This is a genomic window from Streptomyces sp. NBC_00442, from assembly GCF_036014195.1.
Classification (GTDB): Bacteria; Actinomycetota; Actinomycetes; order Streptomycetales; family Streptomycetaceae; genus Streptomyces.
Genome location: NZ_CP107918.1, coordinates 4,072,140 through 4,091,164, shown reverse-complemented (window position 1 = coordinate 4,091,164; position 19,025 = coordinate 4,072,140). Strand labels below are relative to the sequence as shown.

Annotated in this window: 19 protein-coding genes; 14 read left to right on the top strand and 5 right to left on the bottom strand. The window is 69.7% G+C overall.

The annotated features are described in order from the left end of the window. Positions 1-106: 106 nt before the first annotated feature. Positions 107-1,468, bottom strand: a complete 1,362-nt coding sequence (locus OG432_RS18450; RefSeq protein WP_328312040.1) for an aspartate aminotransferase family protein — start codon at positions 1,466-1,468, stop codon at positions 107-109. Positions 1,469-1,827: 359 nt separating this feature from the next. Between OG432_RS18450 and OG432_RS18445 the strand changes: the two genes are divergently transcribed. Beyond that, entirely contained in the window at positions 1,828-3,594 is a 1,767-nt protein-coding gene (locus tag OG432_RS18445; protein WP_328312039.1) for a serine/threonine-protein kinase, read from the top strand. 22 nt (positions 3,595-3,616) lie between these two features. Here the strand turns inward: OG432_RS18445 and OG432_RS18440 are convergent, their stop codons facing one another. Then, on the bottom strand, positions 3,617-5,104 hold the full coding sequence (locus tag OG432_RS18440; RefSeq protein WP_328312038.1) for a glycosyltransferase family 39 protein: 1,488 nt from the start codon (positions 5,102-5,104) through the stop codon (positions 3,617-3,619). 460 nt (positions 5,105-5,564) lie between these two features. On the opposite strand from OG432_RS18440, the gene OG432_RS18435 reads away from it, so the two are divergent. Then, on the top strand, positions 5,565-6,323 hold the full coding sequence (locus OG432_RS18435; protein WP_328312037.1) for an ALF repeat-containing protein: 759 nt from the start codon (positions 5,565-5,567) through the stop codon (positions 6,321-6,323). Between the two features lie 76 nt (positions 6,324-6,399). Here OG432_RS18435 and OG432_RS18430 read toward each other — a convergent pair whose 3' ends face one another. Continuing rightward, the gene (locus tag OG432_RS18430; protein ID WP_328312036.1) at positions 6,400-6,804 is read right to left on the bottom strand and encodes a hypothetical protein; all 405 of its coding nucleotides are present in this window, start codon (positions 6,802-6,804) and stop codon (positions 6,400-6,402) included. A gap of 155 nt (positions 6,805-6,959) precedes the next feature. On the opposite strand from OG432_RS18430, the gene OG432_RS18425 reads away from it, so the two are divergent. From OG432_RS18425 to OG432_RS18375, 11 genes are all read left to right on the top strand, one after another. Further along, positions 6,960-7,796 (top strand): helix-turn-helix domain-containing protein, encoded by an 837-nt coding sequence (locus OG432_RS18425; RefSeq protein WP_328312035.1) that lies wholly within the window; start codon positions 6,960-6,962, stop codon positions 7,794-7,796. After that, on the top strand, positions 7,793-8,041 hold the full coding sequence (locus OG432_RS18420; RefSeq protein ID WP_328312034.1) for a DUF397 domain-containing protein: 249 nt from the start codon (positions 7,793-7,795) through the stop codon (positions 8,039-8,041). Before OG432_RS18425 ends, OG432_RS18420 begins: the two co-directional genes overlap by 4 nt. A gap of 196 nt (positions 8,042-8,237) precedes the next feature. Beyond that, positions 8,238-8,573, top strand: a complete 336-nt coding sequence (locus tag OG432_RS18415; RefSeq protein ID WP_328312033.1) for a hypothetical protein — start codon at positions 8,238-8,240, stop codon at positions 8,571-8,573. A gap of 20 nt (positions 8,574-8,593) precedes the next feature. Further along, positions 8,594-8,905, top strand: a complete 312-nt coding sequence (locus OG432_RS18410) for a pore-forming ESAT-6 family protein (RefSeq protein WP_328311255.1) — start codon at positions 8,594-8,596, stop codon at positions 8,903-8,905. A gap of 53 nt (positions 8,906-8,958) precedes the next feature. Then, a complete protein-coding gene (locus OG432_RS18405; protein WP_328312032.1) occupies positions 8,959-9,375 on the top strand; it encodes a DUF6507 family protein in 417 nt (138 codons plus the stop codon). After that, the gene (locus OG432_RS18400; RefSeq protein WP_328312031.1) at positions 9,372-11,846 is read left to right on the top strand and encodes a hypothetical protein; all 2,475 of its coding nucleotides are present in this window, start codon (positions 9,372-9,374) and stop codon (positions 11,844-11,846) included. The genes OG432_RS18405 and OG432_RS18400 overlap by 4 nt, the downstream gene beginning before the upstream one ends. A gap of 15 nt (positions 11,847-11,861) precedes the next feature. After that, positions 11,862-12,506: a hypothetical protein gene (locus tag OG432_RS18395; RefSeq protein ID WP_328312030.1), complete on the top strand. Its 645-nt coding sequence runs from the start codon at positions 11,862-11,864 to the stop codon at positions 12,504-12,506. Positions 12,507-12,642: 136 nt separating this feature from the next. Further along, a complete protein-coding gene (locus tag OG432_RS18390) occupies positions 12,643-13,194 on the top strand; it encodes a pentapeptide repeat-containing protein (protein ID WP_328312029.1) in 552 nt (183 codons plus the stop codon). Positions 13,195-13,280: 86 nt separating this feature from the next. Beyond that, a complete protein-coding gene (locus OG432_RS18385) occupies positions 13,281-13,607 on the top strand; it encodes a toxin-antitoxin system YwqK family antitoxin (protein WP_328312027.1) in 327 nt (108 codons plus the stop codon). Between the two features lie 142 nt (positions 13,608-13,749). After that, positions 13,750-14,616: an immunity 49 family protein gene (locus OG432_RS18380; RefSeq protein WP_328312026.1), complete on the top strand. Its 867-nt coding sequence runs from the start codon at positions 13,750-13,752 to the stop codon at positions 14,614-14,616. A gap of 78 nt (positions 14,617-14,694) precedes the next feature. Then, positions 14,695-15,360 (top strand): ScbR family autoregulator-binding transcription factor, encoded by a 666-nt coding sequence (locus OG432_RS18375; protein WP_328312025.1) that lies wholly within the window; start codon positions 14,695-14,697, stop codon positions 15,358-15,360. A gap of 153 nt (positions 15,361-15,513) precedes the next feature. Here the strand turns inward: OG432_RS18375 and OG432_RS18370 are convergent, their stop codons facing one another. Together OG432_RS18370 and OG432_RS18365 are read right to left on the bottom strand one after the other, a co-directional pair. Further along, entirely contained in the window at positions 15,514-16,446 is a 933-nt protein-coding gene (locus OG432_RS18370) for an NADP-dependent oxidoreductase (RefSeq protein ID WP_328312024.1), read from the bottom strand. Positions 16,447-16,718: 272 nt separating this feature from the next. Next, the gene (locus tag OG432_RS18365) at positions 16,719-18,002 is read right to left on the bottom strand and encodes an adenylosuccinate synthase (RefSeq protein WP_328312023.1); all 1,284 of its coding nucleotides are present in this window, start codon (positions 18,000-18,002) and stop codon (positions 16,719-16,721) included. 177 nt (positions 18,003-18,179) lie between these two features. Between OG432_RS18365 and OG432_RS18360 the strand changes: the two genes are divergently transcribed. Next, on the top strand, positions 18,180-18,986 hold the full coding sequence (locus OG432_RS18360; protein ID WP_328312022.1) for a diacylglycerol kinase: 807 nt from the start codon (positions 18,180-18,182) through the stop codon (positions 18,984-18,986). The last annotated feature ends 39 nt before the right edge of the window (positions 18,987-19,025 follow it).

Sequence of the window (19,025 nt, the reverse complement as noted above, 5' to 3'; positions counted from 1 at the left end):
CAGGCCGCATCTACCCTGCTCGGGCCGGATCCGCCCGGCCCACGCGGGACCGACCCGGCCCAGTCGGGACCGACCGGGCCCGGACCGGACGGAGCGGCCCGGCGGCTCACACGGTGTGCTCGTCGGCCACGGTCAGCGCCTCGTCGAGGACGGCGAGGCCTTCCTTGACCTCCGCCTCGGTGACGTTGCAGGGCGGCACCACGTGCGTGCGGTTCATGTTGATGAAGGGCCACAGGCCGTTCTTCTTGCAGGCGGCACCGAACGCGGCCATCGGCGCGTTGTCCGCGCCGCTCGCGTTGTACGGCACGAGGGGCTCGCGCGTCTCCTTGTCGCGCACCAGCTCGAGCGCCCAGAACACGCCGCTGCCGCGCACCTCGCCCACGCAGGGATGCCGCTCGGCGATCTCGCGAAGCCCCGGCTCGATCACGGTCGCGCCGATGTGCGCGGCCTGCTCGACCACGCCTTCCTCCTCCATCACCTCGATGGTGGCGACGGCGGCGGCGCACGCGAGGGGATGCCCGGAGTAGGTGAGGCCGCCGGGGAAGGGCCGGTGCTCGAAGGTCTCGGCGATCTCGCCGCTGATGGCGACGCCGCCGAGCGGCACGTAGCCGGAGTTGACGCCCTTGGCGAACGTCAGCAGGTCCGGCACGACGTCGAAGTGCTCGCAGGCGAACCACTTGCCGGTACGCCCGAACCCGGCCATGACCTCGTCCAGGACGAGCACGATGCCGTACTTGTCGCACAGCGCGCGCACGCCGGGCAGGTAGCCGGGCGGCGGCGTCATGATGCCGGCGGTGCCAGGCACCGACTCCAGGATGATCGCGGCGATGGTGGCGGGCCCCTCGAAGACGATGGTGTCCTCGAGGTGCCGGAGGCCGCGCTCGCACTCCTCCGCCTCGGTGGTGGCGTGGAAGGGCGACCGGTAGAGGAACGGCGCCCAGAACCGGGCGACCCCGGCCGAGCCGCTGTCGGAGGCCCACCGGCGCGGGTCACCGGTGAGGTTGATCGCGGTGTTCGTCCCGCCGTGGTACGAGCGGTAGGCGCTCATCACCTTGTGGCGCCCGGTGTGCAGGCGGGCCATGCGGATGGCGTTCTCCACGGCCTCGGCGCCGCCGTTGGTGAAGAAGATCTTGTCGAGGTCGCCCGGGGTGTGCGAGGCGATCAGCCGGGCCGCCTCCGAACGCGCCTCGACCGCGAACGCGGGCGCGAAGGTCGTCATCGTGGCGGCCTGCTCCTGGATCGCGGCGACGACCTTCGGGTGCTGATAGCCGATGTTGGTGAAGACGAGCCCGCTGGCGAAGTCGAGGTAGCGGTTGCCCTCGTAATCCCAGAAGTAGGACCCCTCCGCGCCGGCCACGGCGAGCGGGTCGATCGTGCCCTGGGCGGACCAGGAGTGGAACACGTGCGCGCGGTCGGCGGCCTTCACTGCCGCGCCGGCCTGAGGATCGGGGGTGCCTTGAGGGGTCATGGGTCCAGGGTAAGTACGCCCAGGTCGGACCGGCCATGGCCATCCTGTCCACCGAGACCCCCATCCCTCGGCAAGATGTCGCACCCCGCGGCCGTTACGCAGTTCCCCGCGCCCCTGGGTAAGTGCCTCCGAGGCGGGGTGCCAGAGGCGCCGGGGTGCCCTACAGGGGCGCGGGGAACTGCGCGGGACGCGGGCACGGTCCGCACACGAAGGCGGGTTCAGGGGCGCGGGGAACTGCGCGAAGCCGGCTCGCCATCGACCACCCCGGCCGCCCGCAGGACCCCGCCCGACCCAACCCCACTATCCTCACCCCGTCGGCAAGACGAAACGCACCGGGGACCGGGGAGGTGAGGGAGGGCATGAGCGCGAGCCTCGGCGGCACCCAGCCACTCGAACCGGCCGACCCCGAGCGAATAGGCACCTACCGCCTCTTGGCCCGCCTGGGCGCAGGCGGCATGGGCCAGGTCTACCTCGCCCGCTCCGACCGGGGCCGCACCGTAGCCGTCAAACTGGTCCGCCCCGACCTCGCCGACCAGGAAGAGTTCCGCGGCCGCTTCCGCCAGGAAGTGAGAGCCGCACGCCGCGTGGGCGGCCCCTGGACCGCCCCCGTCCTGGACGCCGACACCGAGGCCCCCGCCCCCTGGATCGCCACCGGCTACATCGCGGGCCCGTCCCTCCAGTCCGTGGTGAAGGGCCCGCACGGCCCCCTCCCCGAGCACTCCGTACGCGTCCTGGCCCGCGGCCTGACCCGTGCACTGCGGGACGTCCACGGCGCCGGGATCGTCCACCGCGACCTCAAGCCCTCCAACGTCCTGATCACCATCGACGGCCCCCGCGTCATCGACTTCGGCATCGCCCGCGCCCTGGAGACCGGCACGGACGCCGGCCTCACCAGGGCGGGCGCGCTCGTCGGCTCGCCGGGTTTCATGGCCCCCGAGCAGGTGCGCGGCGACCGGATCACCCCGGCCTGCGACGTGTTCTGCCTCGGCTCGGTGCTCGCGTACGCGGCGAGCGGCCGGCTCCCGTTCGGGGAGGCGTCGAGCGGCGTGCACGCGTTGATGTTCCGCATCGCGCAGGAGCCCCCCGTTCTCGACGGCGTGCCCGCGTCCCTCCAGGACCTGATACGCGACTGTCTGCACAAGGATCCGGCGGCGCGCCCGAGCCTCGACCACATCCTGTCCCGGCTCCCCGGCCACGCCCCCGACCCGTGGCTGCCGGCTCCTCTGGTGGCCCAACTGGGCAGCCACGCAGCGCAGTTGCTCGACATGGAAGACCCCGGCGCGACGACGCACACACCCTCCACCGCAACCACCGCAACCGGCACCACCGCCGGCCGCACCGACATCACCGCCTCCGACCACCTAGGCCACTCAGGCCACTCCGGCCACTCCGGGCCGAACGCGGCCCCGCCCCCCGACACCCTCCCCGACGCACCCACGCCCCCGACCGCACCCGCGTTCGGCATATCGCCGCCCCCACCCCGGACACCCGCACACCCCGCACACCCCACACACCCCGCGGACCCCACCCCCTACGACTACCCGCCCTCCCTCTCCACCCCGTACGCCCCGGAACCCCCGCCCAGCCGCAGCACGAGATCCACGGTGGCGCTGATCGCGGTGGCCCTGGTGGTGGCGGTCGGGGCCGGCGGCTCGGTGTACGCGTTCATGAGCGGCGACAGCCTGGGCAAGGCGACGGACGACACCCGGTCGACGACACCGGCCGATCCCAACTCGCCCTCGCCCGGCGGGAGTTCGAGCCAAGGGACAGATCCCGGCACACCCGGTGGCGTACCGCGCCAGTACATCGGAGCCTGGTCGGCCACCGTGCCCACGGCCACCGGCGAGGACCCCCGCCACCTCGCCATCCGCGCGGGCGGGCCCGGCGACACCGTCCTCACGCTCACCGCCGAGGGCAGCGGCTACCACTGCGTCTTCCAGGCCCGCCTGACCTCGGCCCCGGCCTCGTCGAACGCCCCGCTCCAGATCGGCCCGTCCCAGGTGGGAACGGGCTCGACGGGCTCCTGCAGCCCCGGAAAACCGAGCACCATCAGCCTCCTGCCGGACGGCCGCCTGCACCGCCTGACCCCGGAGACCGGTGAGTACCTCGACTACGAGCGAGACTGACCCCGCCCCCCAACTCCCTTACTCAATGGGCATGTTGACCTCTTCGGTGCTCGTACACCGCGACCCGCCGCCCGTGGACGCGCGTGTCCGACACGCAGACGAAGTGGGTGTCGAGCGCACGCCGCTTGGCCCGGTCCCCCTCATTGGTCGAGACCCCGGTGGCATCGGTGACGAGGATGACACGTCGTTGCGCGGCGACGGCCCGTGCTATGCGGGCCGGCTCCTTCTCGACACCCTTCAACGTGCCTGAATCCGCCGGGCTTTGGAGCAGCGCGACGTCGTCGAGGCCGGCGAACTTCGCCGGAGCCACCAGGGCGGTGTCACGGCGCGCGGCGGGTATGTACAGCACCCCGTCGCCCGGTCGGGCCGTCGCGGCCACCACGTTCGCCGGGGCGATCACGTCGTCGATGCGGCTGTGCGGACCCCGGTGCCCCAGCTCGGCGGGCAGCAGGACACAGCCCAGCGCGACCACGACCACGGCGGCCGCGACCCCGGGCCGCACCAGGGCCCGGTACGCGCGGGCGGCCGCCGCCCCGATCAGCAGGGCGAGACCCAGGTAGGAGAAGAGCACGTACCGGTCGACGTAGAGCGGCTTGACGAGGGACACGGCGAGCAACGCGGCCTGGGGAAAGGCGAGCAGAGGAAGACCAACTCCCCAAAGGGCCACCCCACGCGCTCCAGACACACCGAACATGCCGGACGCACCGGATACACGGAATACGCCGGACTGCCCGAGCGCGCCGGACCCCCCGCCCCCCGCACGCCCCTCCCGGGCGGACCGCCCCCGGCCCCCCGAGGCACCGCACACCGCACACACCACCCCGCCCACGACCATGAGCGCGGGCACGGTCAGGGAGCCCGGGGTGAGCGGTTTGATCCAGGAGACCTGGCCCGACTGGTCCTGGCTGCGAAGGATCAGCGGCAGGGTGCCGGCGACGGCCACCGCCGAGGACAGCGCCCAGCGCGCGACGGCGGCGCGCCCCGGCCGCGCGCACAGCACGGCGACGGCGTGGGCGGGCAGCACGAGCAGCGCGAACCAGTTGAGCCAGCCGGTGACGAGAACGACCCCGGCGTACGTCCCCCACCGCAGCGACCGCCCCGGGCGGTCGAGGAGCCCGACCAGCAGCCACGTACCGCACGCGATCCCGAGGGTGACGAGTGCGTACGAGCGTCCTTCCTGTGCGTAGTTCTGTACCGCCGGAAGGAGAGCGAAGGTGATCCCGGCGCACAACCCCGTCGCGGGGCAACCTCGTTGAGCCCCGATCCTCGCGACGAACGCCGCCGCGCCCGCCATCGCCAGCACGGAGGGCAGCCGCAGAGCGAGCAGGCTGTCGCCGAACAGGGCGAACACGCCGTGCATCAGGAAGTAGTAGAGACCGTGCACGACATCGGCGTGGTGCAGCAGGTGCCACAAATCCGGCAGCGAACGCCGCGATGCCTGCCATGTGGCGGCCTCGTCCCGCCACATGGTGTCCTGCCGGGTGATTCCCCACAGGCCCACCACGAGCATGAAGGCCGCCGGGAAAACCGGAATACAGGAAATCCATAACGCGCGGTGCTCCGAAGAGAGCCCTCGTTCCGACAGGTGTGCGGCCATGCGTGTGCCCCCGTGTACGTGGTTCCTTGACCAGGGAAGTATGTGGTCCTGGGACAACGCCCGAAGCGACTGGATTCGGGCGGCGCGCACCCGTACGCAGCGCACGGCATTCCACTTGCGGAAGGGACGTCATACGGACGCAGACCCCGATGCGGATTCGACGAATTCCGCTTGACCGGACCGACTCCGCGAGAATGGCCGACGGTCGCAACTTTCCTGCCGCTGAGCGGAATTGGGGAATCCGGGATGCGCGTGATATCGGTTGTGCGGCAGGCAAGAAACGGGCCGAAAGTCTGCCCGGAACCGGCAATGACGGGGTGGCCCGCAGCACCGATGATCTCCCCGTCTGCAACTCGATCACGGAGGCACACTCATGCGACCCACCCTCGCCGCCCTCCTCATCGCGGCCGCCGCCCTGGCGCCGGCCCTCGCCGTGGCGACCCCGGCGTTCGCCTCCGGCACGACGGCCGCGTCGTCGCCCGCCGCGACAGCCGTGTCCGGCCCGTCGGCCGGCCCCGCCTCCGAGGACGACGACCGTGTCGCCGTGTCCCGCATCCTGGGCCAGGCGATCAAGGACGGCGACAGACGTGTCATCCGCGACGCCAACACGGCGCTCGACGCCAACACCCCGGAAGCCCTGCGCACCTTCCTGGACACGGGCTACCGCCTCGCTCAGGCCGAGGACGACAGCGTCGCCACCACCCGCATACTCGGCGTCGCCCAGAAGAACGGCGACCGCGCAGTCATCCGCGAAGCCACCAAGGCACTCGACAACGGCAGCGCCGAAGCCCTCCGCACCTTCCGCACCACCGGCTACCGCCTCGCCCAGGCCGAGGACGACAGCGTCGCCACCACCCGCATACTCGGCGTCGCCCAGAAGAACGGCGACCGCGCCGTCATCCGCGAAGCCACCAAGGCACTCGACAACGGCACCCCCGAAGCCCTCCGCACCTTCCGCACCACCGGCTACCGCCTCGCCCAGGCCGAGGACGACAGCGTCGCCATCTCCCGCATCCTGGCCAGGCCAGGCATCAGCGACGCCCTCCGCGCGGCGTGCAACAAGGCGCTCGACGGCACCCCGGAGGACATGCGGTACTTCCTGGTGACCGGGCAGTACGAGGTGGCCGGCTAGCAGGGACACCGAAAGCGGGGCGGGCGGGGCGTTCGGCCATGGGCCGGCGCCCCGCTCCGCTGCCGCCACCCGCGCCTCAACGTAGCTGATGCACCAGCGAGTTGAGCAGCGGTGTATGCACGAACCGGTCCGGCCCCGAGGGCAGGCACCGCCACGACAGCGGCCAGGTACGCCCATCGAGCGCCGGGACCGGCACGTAACTGACTCTCCCTCGCCCAGAGTTGAACGGGGTCGCCACCGCCGGCCACGCCCGGTGCGACGTACTGCGCGGCGGCACCAGGAAGTACACCGCCCGCCACCCGAGCGCATCCGCGACGATCGGCCCCGGGTCACCCCCGGTCAGCTCCTCCATCGCATCCGCCACACACCGCCCAACGGCCCCATTGATTCGCACGGCGTCGAATTGCACGCCCGCTTTCCTGAGCTGGAACCCGGCGAGCGGAATCCAGTCGAGGTTCACCTCATCGATTTGCGCATCCACGAGGACAGTCTGGGGTCGCCCCGCTAGCGTTTTCCATGACCGCGCGGGGACCGTCGGGAGCCGTTGACCAGCCTCAACTCCCGTATGACCGGGTCGAATTCGGCGGGGCTGGGTAGTGACCGGTTGAGTCCGGTTGAGTCGGAGCGTGATCGCACATGGCACGAGCGGAAAACAAGGAGACGGCGGGGCCGATGGCCCAGATGGTCGCCAAACTCGCTCGCAAATTACGCGTACGGAAAGGGTGGTCCCAGGACCGTTTGGGAGCCGAGCTCGGCTTCTCGGGCGCGGCGGTGAGCGCCATGGAAACTCTGGCTCAGCCCGCAAGCGACCAGATGCTGGTGGAGCTGGAGCGCGTACTCGGCGACGGCATGGGCATCTTCGAGGACGCTCGGACCGCCGTACGGCTGGAGAAGTACCCCGAGCAGTTCCAGAACTTCGCGCCCTTGGAGCAGCGCGCCATCGTGCTCCAGATGTACGAGACCTTGGTCATCAACGGACTGTTTCAGACGGAGGAGTACGCACGCGCCTTGATCGGCGGAGGCTACCCCCCGCTGTCCGAGCAGCGGGTAGAAGAACTGGTCCAAGCCCGTATGGAACGACAGGCTCTGTTCGACCGGGAGCCGATCGTCTCGATTGAGCTGATCCTGGAGGAAGCGGTGTTGCGGCGGACAATCGGCAACGCCGAGGTCATGACCGGCCAGATGCAACACCTCATTGCGTACACGCGCAGGCGCAATGTCAACCTTCACGTGCTCCCGCTCGAATGCGGAACGAGCGGAGAACACGCGGGTGCCCGCGGCGGGATCACCTTGGTGGAGACTCCAGAACACGACCGCTTGGGATACCTGGAAGTCCAGGGCGAGAGCCTTCTCATCACCGACCCGGCGAAGGTGAGTACGTACGCACGGCGCTATGCGAAGATCCGAGCACAGGCCCTGGGTCTTCGCGAATCGCTGGGCCTCATCGAGGAGTTGGCAGGAGAACAGAGATGAGCAGCACCCTCCAGTGGTTCAAGTCCAGCTACAGCGACGACAGTGGGGGCCAGTGCATCGAGGTGGCCGCCGTCTGGCGCAAGTCCTCGTCCCGCAGCTCCAGTGGAGGCGACCGCGTAGAGGTGGCCACCTGCTGCGAAGCCATTCACGTACGGGACTCGAAGGTGACGCATGGTCCGGCGCTCGCCGTGGGTCCCGGGGTGTGGGCCGCGTTCGTGGGCTGGAAGGGCGCCCCGGTCGCCTGAGCGTCACGGCCCCGGTCTCCGCTGTACCGCGCGGTGGGCCGGGGCCGAAGCGCGTCGGCACCCGATGGTGACGAACCTGGGACGGATCCGCGTTGCACCTGCGACGTGCGTTCGATAGACATGGAAGTCGCTGCGCGAGGCACGTGCGGCGGTTCGTGATGTCTGTGCCGGTTGCGTTGTTAACGGGGGTGTGTGCGTGAAGTTCGACATGGGGTCCACGACTCTGTCCGATCTGGGCAGGAGCACGGACGGGTCCAGCAGTGATCTGGGCTCGCTGATCCGGCAGTTGATCGCTGCGGCCGATCCGCTGGAAGGCAAGTTCAACGGGGCCGGGAAGGCCGCGTTCGACCAGTTCAAGAATCACGCCGACGAGATCACCAACGACCTGAACGGGTCGTTGCAGGACATTCTGGGCGGCCAGTCCGGTATGGACAACGCGTTCGGTGCCGGTGACCACGAGCAGGAGTCCAACGCGCACCAGAACATGTCGTCGGCCAACTTCGACGCCGCCCGCTTCGGCGCACGCCACTAACCCGGGGGAGACGGAACAACATGGGTCAGAATCTGGACCGGCGCAGCTACGACACCGGCGCCTCCACCGAAGTACAGGGCGGCCTCGCCGGGATCATCGGCAACCTGGAGCGCGTCCTCAACGACCGCGACCGGGCCGTGAAGGCCGCGATGGCGGAGTTCACGGCGGACGGTGTCTCGGACGAGTACCACGGCAAGGAACTGCGCTGGAACAAGGCGGCCGCCGAAGTCCGCGAGATCATCCGCCTCGTGCGCGGCACCCTCGAACTCAACGACGGTACCGCCCACTCCACCCTCTCCAAGGCGAAAGCAGCCGTCGACGCCATCGGCTGAGGCGACAGCGGCGCGGTGCGTGGTGTGCGGTTGATCGACGGGGGTGTGGTGCGGTGACGAGTTGGGACATCAAGCCGTCCGGGGTTTCGGGCGTGTTGAAGAAGACGGGTACGGCGGCCGAGGCGATGTCGAAGGCCGGGACCTCGATGCAGGAGAGCCTGAAGTCGGCGGCGTCGTCCGCCGGCACGATCTCGGGTCCGTACTGCGGTGAGGCCCCGATGGGCCCGGTCGGCGGCGCGCTCGGCGAGTTCATGCAGCACAAGGCGCAGGAGCTCGGCTACATCGCCGTGCGTACCCAGCACTCGCTCCAGGGCGCGTACGACGCGACGACGGAGTACATGAAGGGTGACGTGGCGATGGCTGCGAACAAGCAGAGCCAGGCCATCAAGGAGCCGGTCGTCAACGACAAGGGCCAGGAGCTCGGCGCGGACGGCAAGCCGGTCCAGCCCGAGCCGGAGGGTCACAAGTGAGCGACGACGTCATCGAGCCCGGTGGCATACCCATGTTCACCGGTGACCTGGAGCAGCTCACCAAGGACGCCGCAGCGCTCACCAAGCAGGCCGGTGCGTTCCGTGACGGCGGCGCGGACGTGCACAAGGAGTTCCAGGGGCTGTCCGCCTGCTATCAGGCCCCGGAGGCCGACCAGCTCTTCGCCACCACGCTTCCCGTCAAGACGAAGGCCGACGACTTCGCCGACGACCTGGAGAAGGCCGCGGCGGCCCTGACCGAGTACGAGGGGGTCGTGCGCCCCCTGGTCAAGAAATTGCAGAGCCTGCGCACCGAGGCGTTCGCGTTCACCGACAGCATCGCCGGTGACGACCACTGGCGCCGCGACCAGTCGAAGATCGACCACAACACCAGGCTGGTGCAGGATGTCGGCGCCACGGTCACGGCGTTCACGGACGCCGAACGCGCCTGCCACGACAAGATCACCGCGCTGGTCGGCGGCAGCAAGCTGACCGTCGACGACGGCAGCCACAAGCCCGGCATGTACGGGTACTCCGCCGACATGATGAAGCACGCGGAGGAGACGCCGTGGGGCGGTTACGCCGAGCGTGAGTACACGGGCGTGCGGTGGCTGTGGGAGCAGACCAAGAGCTTCGTGTGGGACGGGTTCATCGTCGACGGGGTCTGGGGCACCATCAAGGGCCTCGGCACCCTCGTCGGCACCGACGGGTGGGACAAGGCCGGCCAGGCCTGGACGGGCCTCGCGAAGCTCGCCACCGGCCTCGTCATCACCGCGACCCCGCTCGGCGGCCTGTTCTGGGCCGTGCCGGACAAGCAACTCCCGTCCTGGCTGCGGGACTCGCGTACCGCGATGAAGGAGACCGGCAAGGCCCTCGTCGCGTGGGACGAGTGGGGCAAGAACCCCGCACGTGCCGCGGGCGGGGTCACCTTCAACGTCCTGACCACCGTCTTCACTGGCGGCGCGGGCAGCGCGGCGAAGGGCGGCGCCGTAGCCAAGGTGCTCTCCGTGACCGGCAAGGTCGCCAAGGTCGTCGACCCCATGACGTACGTCGCGAAGGCCGGCAAGTTCGGCGTCATCAAGGTCGGCGACCTCTTCGGCAGCCTCAAGAACGTGTACTCGGGCCGGTACGCGGACGTCCTCGCGGGCGGCGGCAAATACGACCTCGACGGCACCTACGTCAAGAACCCCGACGTACCCGTCATCAAGGGCAACTACGTCGAGTGGTCCAGCGGCAGCCGCCTCGACCTCGACGAGGGCACGGTCTACAGGCCCGACGGCACGGTCGCGCCGGCCAAGGTCGAACTCAGCGCCGACGACATCGCCCTCCTCAAGAGCGAACTCCCGCACGTCGACGCCACGGTGCCGGACGGCGTGAAGCAACCGGTCCTGGTCGGCGCGGGCGACCGCGCGGGCCACGTCGGTGACCACCCGGCGACCCCGGGCACCCGAACCCCGGGCGGCACGGCCGGCCACACGCCGGGCGGCGCGGCCCACGACCTCGGCCGCGGCGCGGCGAACGACCTCGACCGGGGCGCGACGGGCGGCAGCCGCGGCGGGGCGCCGTCCGCGGGTGACACCGCAGGCCACGCGGCCGACACCGGCGCCCACTCCGGAACCAGCTCCGCCGGCCACGGCACGGGCGGCCACGGCACGGGCGGCCACGACGGCGGCTCCGGCGGGCACGAGCCCGGTCACGGCGGTGGCGCGGGTGACGACGCGGGGCACGTTCCTGGCGGGCACGACGGGACGGGCGGCGCGGGCCACGACGGGGGCGGCGGCGACGGCCCGGGAGGCGACGTCGGTCGTCCGGAGCGGCAGCCCGGGGTGATCCTGGAAGGTGACCGGATAGGTCAGCAGCCCAGTGGGCCTATGAGTCCCGAGCAGGAGCCGGCCGTCGCGGAGGCGCTCAAGGACATGAAGATTTCCGCGGTGGACCAGGACCGCATGCTGACGCAGCTGCGAAAGTCAGGATACGGTGCCGCAATTGCCGATTACATTTCGAGCGGCAGATTCGCGGACGTTCCGAACTTCAGTCACCGCGAAGGCCTCCTTTACCAGGTGAAGCGGCGCGACATGATCCCTGCCGTGCACCAAGCAATGGAGCACGCCGCAGAGCTCCAGAGCAAGGGGGCGGGGAATGTTGAATTCGAGCTCAAGGTCCCGGATGAAAACCTCGATCTCGATGTTCTGATTCGCGGCGATGGGCGAATAGAATACGGCGCCCAGCTCAAGGACGTGGACAGCGCGGCAGGCATCAGATCGGCCGTCAAGAAAATCGCGGGCCACCAATTGAGTGGGCCAGGGGTCGATATTAAGGCCGGAATTTTGGACATCAATGGCCTCCGGAGTGAGCTGACGGAGCGTGACATCGAAGCCGTGCAACGGGCCGCCGACCGCACTAATGCTTATTTTGAGCTAAGGTTTGACGATGGATCTCTCACCGTCTACCCGACGAATGCCACGAAACGGTAAGGAAGATCGACAGACATGCTGATGCGCTCACCAAAGGAGTCCGGCTCCTGGTCCTGGGATCTGGACGATATCGATGAGCCCGGACTGGAGCCCGCGCTCCGGACTGCGGGGCGCATGACTGCGGTGCTGCAGAAGCATGCGCTACTGGAGCCGCACGGGCTTGAGTGGAGCTGGTTCGAGATCGGAAGGGGCGGGCTTGGGATTCATAGCCGCATTTCCCTTGTGGGACGTTCGCTCGACGATCCGGACTTGCCGGATCGCATGCGCGCCTGCCGGCCGTCCGGTTACCCGAACGCGGAAATGGGCGGAATCTTCGTACGGGGCTTTGGCGTGTGGTTCGATGCGAGTGGTGCGCGGCACAAGGAGAACCGTCTTGTCGAGTTGACGGTGTCGCCGGACGAGATCGGGCCTTGGGCCGAACTTTCCGTGTATCACGATGTATGGGCTGCGTACGATTTCCGGGGTGAGCCCCACCCGGCCATCCATGCCGCCAACGCGCCGCGACTCGCGTCGGCTCTTGAGGAGCTCGTTCAGCTACTCGGAGTCGAGGCGCAACCCGGTGAGCCGACGTACTACGGGCATGCGGAGGGCTACGGGCTGGCAACTACTGACATCATCGACGGACGAGCGCTGGACGTCACCGATGCGGTCATCGGCTAACGCGGGAGGACCCGGTGCGCGCGTCAATGCTGTCGCCGGACAGCCCATCAAGGTGGAATCGGAGTACCTCCCCGAAAACCTCCTCAAGCGCAGCTGGCTCGGCGAATTCCCCACCTGAGCGGTGTGAGTGACCGAAATGCGGCGTGAGCCCGGCGGCGACTACCGCGGTGCGGATCTGTCGGGCCGCGACTTCACCAGCGCGTGGCTCGGCCACGTGAACTGGGCGGGGGCGCGGCTGGCGGGCACGAGCTTCTACCGCGCGGATCTTCAGTCGGCGGATCTCACCGGCGCGGATCTCACCGGTGCCGACCTGGTCAGGGCCAACCTCGACGAGTCCGTGCTCCGTTCGGCGCGACTCGACGGCGCCGACATGGTCAAAGCGTCCCTGCATGGGGTCGATGCGGCGGGAGCAAGCTTCAGAGGGACGCGGATCATGGGGGCCTCGCTCTTCCGCGTCGATCTGCGGGGAGCGGACCTGACCGACGCGATCCTGTTCCAGAACACCTTCAAGGTCACCGTCGACGACACCACCGTGGTGCATGGCCTGACGGGCACCGCTTTCGGGCCGATCACGGCCTTCAGCGGCGCCTCCTCTCGAGAGCTGGCCGGCGTGGAACTCCAGGAGTGGATCAGCGAGCGGGGCGGAGAGGTCGAAGTAGTCGCTCCGGGCAACCGGAACCAAAAGTGATGTCACAGGCTTCCTTACCAGCGAAGAGGACCGGATCTCCTGATGAGCACGCGCGCAGAATCGACATCGACGGCCCTGCCGTAGACATGGACGACGCCCAACGGCTGCTTTACCAGGGCGAGTTGTTCACCGGCGAGGCCGTGGAATATGTGGCGGGACACCTGGTGAGCCTGGACGCATACACAGAGGGACTCCAGGACGGCTGGTCGCGGGAGTGGTACCCGGACGGCACCCTGCGTTCGGAGGGGCGGGTCCGGCAGGGCATGCCCTCCGGCGAGTTCAAGACGTGGCATGCCAATGGGGTCCTCGCCTCGCGGAAGGTCTTCGATCAGGACGGGCTGTCCCTCCTCGAAGACCTCGGGTGGGACGAGAGCGGCCAGCCCACGCGCGAATGGCGACCCCAGAGCCCGTGAACTCCAACGCCGGGCAATCCCGGGGGTCGGTGAACCCCGGGGCCTGTGACGACAGCCGACGCGGAACTCCAGGCGGGGACCAGCGAGCGGAGCAGACAGAACGAGGACATCGCGCCGGGGGGCAGGCGCGATGATGGAGCGCATGCCGATGAAGATTTCCAGGAGCCCGTACACGCCCGGCGAGAACTCTGCCGAGTGGCTGGCCGAAATCGATGCGCGCACCTTGGGGGAGATCGAGCATCTCGACCGGTCGCCGGACATGTTCGGCCTGACCTTCAGCAGCGTGCTCAACGACGCGTTCCTGCACTGCCTGCACGACCCGACCGCGAACACGATCGAGACGTGGGAGGCGTGGGTCGCGGCCATGCAGACCGGGTCGGCGCTGTTCGCCTCGGCGTCCGCGCCCGAGGGCTCCACCGTGGAGTGCATGATCGCGCACAAGCCGCGGACCATTCCCGGGCTCGGCGGCCCCACGCACTTCACCGACGCGGGCACCTGGCTCCAGGCGTTCTGGCTCGCCATCATCTGCCGCGACCAGGCCCGCATGACCCAACTCGCCCACTACCCCGTCGAGTTGCTGCGTCGCTCGGGTGAGTTCGAGGAGTACATCTACCCCTGGGTCGAAGCCCTCCAGGCGTACTGGCTGCAACGCCCCGAGCTGGGCGAGAAGCTGGTCGCCGCGTTCGACGGCACCGACCCGCAGAACCTGCGGTTCGTCGACCGCGAGCTCATGCTCAAGATCCTGTATCCCCCGCTCAACGTCTTCTACCGCTTCATCACCAACGACCGGGAAAAGTTCACCGAAGCCCTCACCCAGGCCGTCCAGCTGCACCACGAATACTGGACCGAGGACGAGGAACGGCGCGAAGACCTCGACAGCGCCGTAACCCTGGCCCCCCTCGCCCTCGCCTGCCTCGCCCACGACGCCGGCCAGCCCATCGAGGTGGAATCGGAGTACCTCCCCGAAAACCTCCTCAAGCGCAGCTGGCTCGGCGAATTCCCCACCTGAGCCGTACGGCGGCCCCGAGGGGCGCGAGGGCCAGCCGTCGCCCGTCGTAACATACCTTCAAGAAGGTATGGTTGCCCCATGAGTGCAAAGCCCCGACAGAAGCCCGCCGCCGCCGACCTCAAGCAGGAGCGTGCCGTCCGGACGCGGGCGCTCATTCTGGACGCGGCGGCGCGGGCCTTCGCGGACAAGGGGTATCCGGCCACCACCATTCTCGACGTGGCCGAGCTGATGGGTGCGACCAAGGGTGCGGTGTACTTCCACTTCGCCAACAAGGGCGCCCTCGCCGCGGCGGTGACCGAGGAGTTCTACGTGCGCCTGCGCGCCTCCGCGCACGAGGTGGCGGAGCAGGGGCTGTCCCCGCTGGCCACGCTCGCCGAACTCCTCACCCGTACCGGCGTGATGTTCCGCGACGACGAGGTCATCCGGGCGGGCGCCAGGCTCCAGATCGAGCAGTCCCTCATCGAAACCGATCTGCCGACCCCGTTCGTCGGCTACACCGAGACCGTCACCGGGCTGCTGCGGGCGGCCGAGGGCGAAGGCGCGCTTCCGGCCGGGCACGATCCCGAAGTGACCGGCCGCGTCCTCGTCTCGGCGTTCTTCGGCGCCCAGCACATGTCCTGGGTGATGAACAACCGGACCGACATCACCGAGCGCGTCCGGGAGATCCTCGCGGTCGTGCTGCCGGGTGCGGTGGGCGTGGCGGGCGGCGCGGGCGGCGCTCCCACGCGGGAGGCCGGCAACTAGGCGGTGTCGAGGGCCGCGTGGCGCAAGGCGTCCAGGTCGGCGCTCTGAGAGGGGCGGTTCCGGTCCGGCCCGGGGCGGGCCCGGCACCGGCTGACGCCGTGCCGGGCCCGCCCCGCGGGTCACTTGCCCCAGGGCCCAGTCCTAGGGGTAGGGCTAGGGCTCCAGTACGACCTTGCCCGTCACGTGGCCACCCTCGATCAACTCATGCGCCGCGTAAGCCGATTCGAGGGGCAGGACGCGGTCCACGTGCGGGCGGAGCAGGCCCTTGTCCACCAGGGCCGCCAGCGCGTCGAGGCCCACGTGGTCGGGCTCCACCGAGACTCCGGCGAACCGGCGGCCCGACTCCTCGGTGCGCGCGGCGAGTTCGGCGTCCGCGCGGGCGACCGCGGTGACCAGGAGGCCGCCGGGCCGCAGGGTGCGCAGGGAGCGGTCCGCGTAGTCGCCGCCGATCAGTTCCAGGACGGTGTCCACTCCGGAGACCGTCTCGGCGAAGTCGGCCATCCGGTAGTCGATGACCTCATCGGCGCCGAGCTCCTTCAGGAACGTGTGCTTGGCCGCGCTCGCGGTGGTGATGACGTACGCGCCGCGCGCCTTGGCGATCTGGACGGCCAGGTGCCCGACTCCGCCGCCGCCCGCGTGGATCAACACCCGCTGCCCCGGCCCCACTTCGGCGATCTCCACCAGGCTCTGCCACGCCGTGAGACCGGCCAGCGGGATCGCGGCGGCCTCCGCGTGACTCAGCGAGGACGGCTTGTGGGCGAAGTGGCGCGAGGGCGCCGCGACGAACTCGGCGTACGCGCCGGCCGCGCGCGGGAACAGCGGCATCCCGAAGACCTCGTCGCCCTCCCGGAAGCGCGAAGTGCCCGGCACCACGTGCTCGACCACACCCGACACGTCCCAGCCCAGGACGAACGGGGGCTCGCCGTGCAGCGGGAAGGCGCCGCTGCGGATCATGGCCTCGACCGGGTTGACCCCGATCGCCTTGACCCGCACCAGGATCTCGGTGGGCAGCGGATCCGGCCGCTCGACCTCCGTGACCTTCAGAACCTCGGGCCCGCCGAAGGCCTGCTGAACGATGGCTCGCATAAGAAATCCCCTCATAGATACGGCGGTTGGGCTCCCCCCAACACCCATGACAATAAAATACCTTCGCGAAGGAATCAATTGGGAAGCTGTCGCGATCTCGCCATCCGGAAAGGGGCACGGGCGGCGTCCGCCCACGTCCGCCCACGTCCGCCCACGACGAAGCGGGGCCCCCGGCCGCCGTCCGGCGCCGGGGACCCCGCTCATCGGGTCCCTCTCACGGGGTCCCGCTCATCGGGGCCCGGCCCGCTCACGGGGCCCCGTTCATCGGGCTCCTAGATGAAGGAGTTGATCTCGATGGTCTCGGTACGGCCGGGGCCGACGCCGATCGCGGAGATCGGCGCACCGGACATCTCCTCCAGGGCCTTCACATACGCCTTCGCGTTCTTCGGCAGCTCGTCGAAGGTCTTGGCCTTGGTGATGTCCTCGGACCATCCCGGCAGCTTCTCGTAGATCGGCTTCGCGTGGTGGAAGTCGGTCTGGGAGTACGGGAGTTCCTCGACGCGCTTGCCGTCGATCTCGTACGCGACACACACCGGGATCTCCTCCCAGCCGGTCAGCACGTCCAGCTTGGTGAGGAAGAAGTCGGTGAGGCCGTTCACGCGGGTCGCGTAGCGGGCGATCGGCGCGTCGAACCAGCCGCAGCGGCGGTCACGGCCGGTGGTGACGCCGCGCTCGCCGCCGATGCGGCGCAGCGCCTCGCCGTCCTCGTCGAACAGCTCGGTCGGGAACGGTCCCGCGCCGACGCGGGTCGTGTACGCCTTGAGGATGCCGATCACGCGGCTGATCTTCGTCGGGCCCACGCCCGCACCCGTGCAGGCGCCGCCCGCGGTCGGGTTCGAGGAGGTGACGAAGGGATACGTGCCGTGGTCCACGTCGAGCAGGGTGCCCTGGCCGCCCTCGAAGAGCACGACCTTGTCGTCGTCGAGCGCCTTGTTGAGGATCAGCGTGGTGTCGGCGACGAACGGCTTGAGCTGCTCCGCGTACTGGAGCATCTCCTCGACGATCTTGCCGACCTCGATGGCGCGACGGTTGTAGACCTTGGCGAGCAGCTGGTTCTTGCCCTCCAGAGCCGCCTCGACCTTCTGCTCCAGGATCGACTCGTCGTAGAGGTCCTGGACGCGGATGCCGACGCGGTTGATCTTGTCCGCGTAGGTCGGGCCGATGCCGCGGCCGGTGGTACCGATCTTGCGCTTGCCGAGGAAGCGCTCGGAGACCTTGTCGAGCGTGACGTTGTACGGCGTGATCAGGTGAGCGTTGCCGCTGATCAGGAGCTTGGACGTGTCGACGCCTCGCTCGTTCAGTCCGCTCAGCTCGGAGAGCAGGACCGCCGGGTCGACGACGACTCCGTTACCGATCACCGGGGTGCACCCCGGTGAGAGGATCCCGGAAGGGAGAAGATGCAGTGCGTACTTCTGGTCGCCTACGACGACCGTGTGGCCGGCATTGTTGCCGCCCTGGTAACGCACCACATAGTCAACGGAACCACCGAGGAGGTCGGTGGCCTTTCCCTTGCCCTCGTCACCCCACTGAGCACCGAGCAGCACAAGTGCGGGCACAGGCGTACACCCCTTCCGGGCGGGGCATGTCCAAGGTCAGGGGCATACGCGCTCCATACATGGGTGCGTACACCATGGGCCTGATCCGTTGAACCGGTTGCCCCGGAATAGACGAAGCCCCTGGCGCAATAGCGCAAGGGGCTCTTGCACAAAGATGCTACCCGAGGAAGGACCGAGGTGTCGGCTGCGCACCAGCTCGTCGTGCTCATCGACCCGGTCGCCCGCCGTATTGACGGCGAGTCCGTACGGATCGCGAAAGATGTGCTGTGTGCGGGAGCACAGGCGAAGATTTGCTGGCCACAGGGGCCGGAGGAGTTCGCAAGGGCGCTGGCCCGCCGGGGCGGCCGGCGCACCGTGGTGGTCGGCGACGACCGGGCGCTGCTACGCACGGTGACCCTGCTGCACCGCGAGCGTGAGCTCGACCGGGGTGCGCTGGCGATGGTCCCGGTGGGCGCGGCGGACTCGCTGCGGCTGGCCCGCTCGCTCGGGGTGCCCATGGGCGCGGTGGCGGCGGCGCGGGCCGTCCTGGAGGGTGCGGGGCGCCGGCTCGACCTGCTGGCCGACGACTGCGACCAGGTGGTGCTCGGAGCGCTGCGCGTGCCCGCGCCGATCCCGGTGCGCGCGCGGCCCGCGTCGCCGACGGTGTGGGGCACGGCCCGCTCCCTCGTCCGCACCCTGGTGGGGGCGCCGGCGCCGGTGGCCGCGTCCATGGCGCTCCGGCTGCGGGTGGAGGCGGACGGGGTGCTCCTGAGTGACCTGGACCAGCCGGTGGCGGGGGTGTCGGTGGCCTCCGCCGACGGGCTCGCCCAGGTGGTGGTGCACGGCCGCACCGGGGAGCGGGCCCGTGCGGCGGCTCGCGCGGTGACGATTTCCGGGCCGGTGGGGGGATTTCGCTATCGGGCGGATGCGGTGGTGGGGGGGCCGGTGCGTACGCGTACGTGGACGGCGCTGGCGGGGGCGTGGGAGCTGGTCCTGCCGACCTAGGGCCTGTCCGGCCCCGGGCGGGCGGGCTGAGGCTGTCCA

Coding starts and splice junctions, on each gene's coding strand:
- OG432_RS18450 (WP_328312040.1), bottom strand. CDS start 1,468: ATGACCCCTCAAGGCACCCCCGATCCTCAGGCCGGCGCGGCAGTGAAG.
- OG432_RS18445 (WP_328312039.1), top strand. CDS start 1,828: ATGAGCGCGAGCCTCGGCGGCACCCAGCCACTCGAACCGGCCGACCCC.
- OG432_RS18440 (WP_328312038.1), bottom strand. CDS start 5,104: ATGCTCGTGGTGGGCCTGTGGGGAATCACCCGGCAGGACACCATGTGG.
- OG432_RS18435 (WP_328312037.1), top strand. CDS start 5,565: ATGCGACCCACCCTCGCCGCCCTCCTCATCGCGGCCGCCGCCCTGGCG.
- OG432_RS18425 (WP_328312035.1), top strand. CDS start 6,960: ATGGCACGAGCGGAAAACAAGGAGACGGCGGGGCCGATGGCCCAGATG.
- OG432_RS18420 (WP_328312034.1), top strand. CDS start 7,793: ATGAGCAGCACCCTCCAGTGGTTCAAGTCCAGCTACAGCGACGACAGT.
- OG432_RS18410 (WP_328311255.1), top strand. CDS start 8,594: ATGGGTCAGAATCTGGACCGGCGCAGCTACGACACCGGCGCCTCCACC.
- OG432_RS18395 (WP_328312030.1), top strand. CDS start 11,862: ATGCTGATGCGCTCACCAAAGGAGTCCGGCTCCTGGTCCTGGGATCTG.
- OG432_RS18390 (WP_328312029.1), top strand. CDS start 12,643: ATGCGGCGTGAGCCCGGCGGCGACTACCGCGGTGCGGATCTGTCGGGC.
- OG432_RS18385 (WP_328312027.1), top strand. CDS start 13,281: ATGGACGACGCCCAACGGCTGCTTTACCAGGGCGAGTTGTTCACCGGC.
- OG432_RS18380 (WP_328312026.1), top strand. CDS start 13,750: ATGCCGATGAAGATTTCCAGGAGCCCGTACACGCCCGGCGAGAACTCT.
- OG432_RS18375 (WP_328312025.1), top strand. CDS start 14,695: ATGAGTGCAAAGCCCCGACAGAAGCCCGCCGCCGCCGACCTCAAGCAG.
- OG432_RS18370 (WP_328312024.1), bottom strand. CDS start 16,446: ATGCGAGCCATCGTTCAGCAGGCCTTCGGCGGGCCCGAGGTTCTGAAG.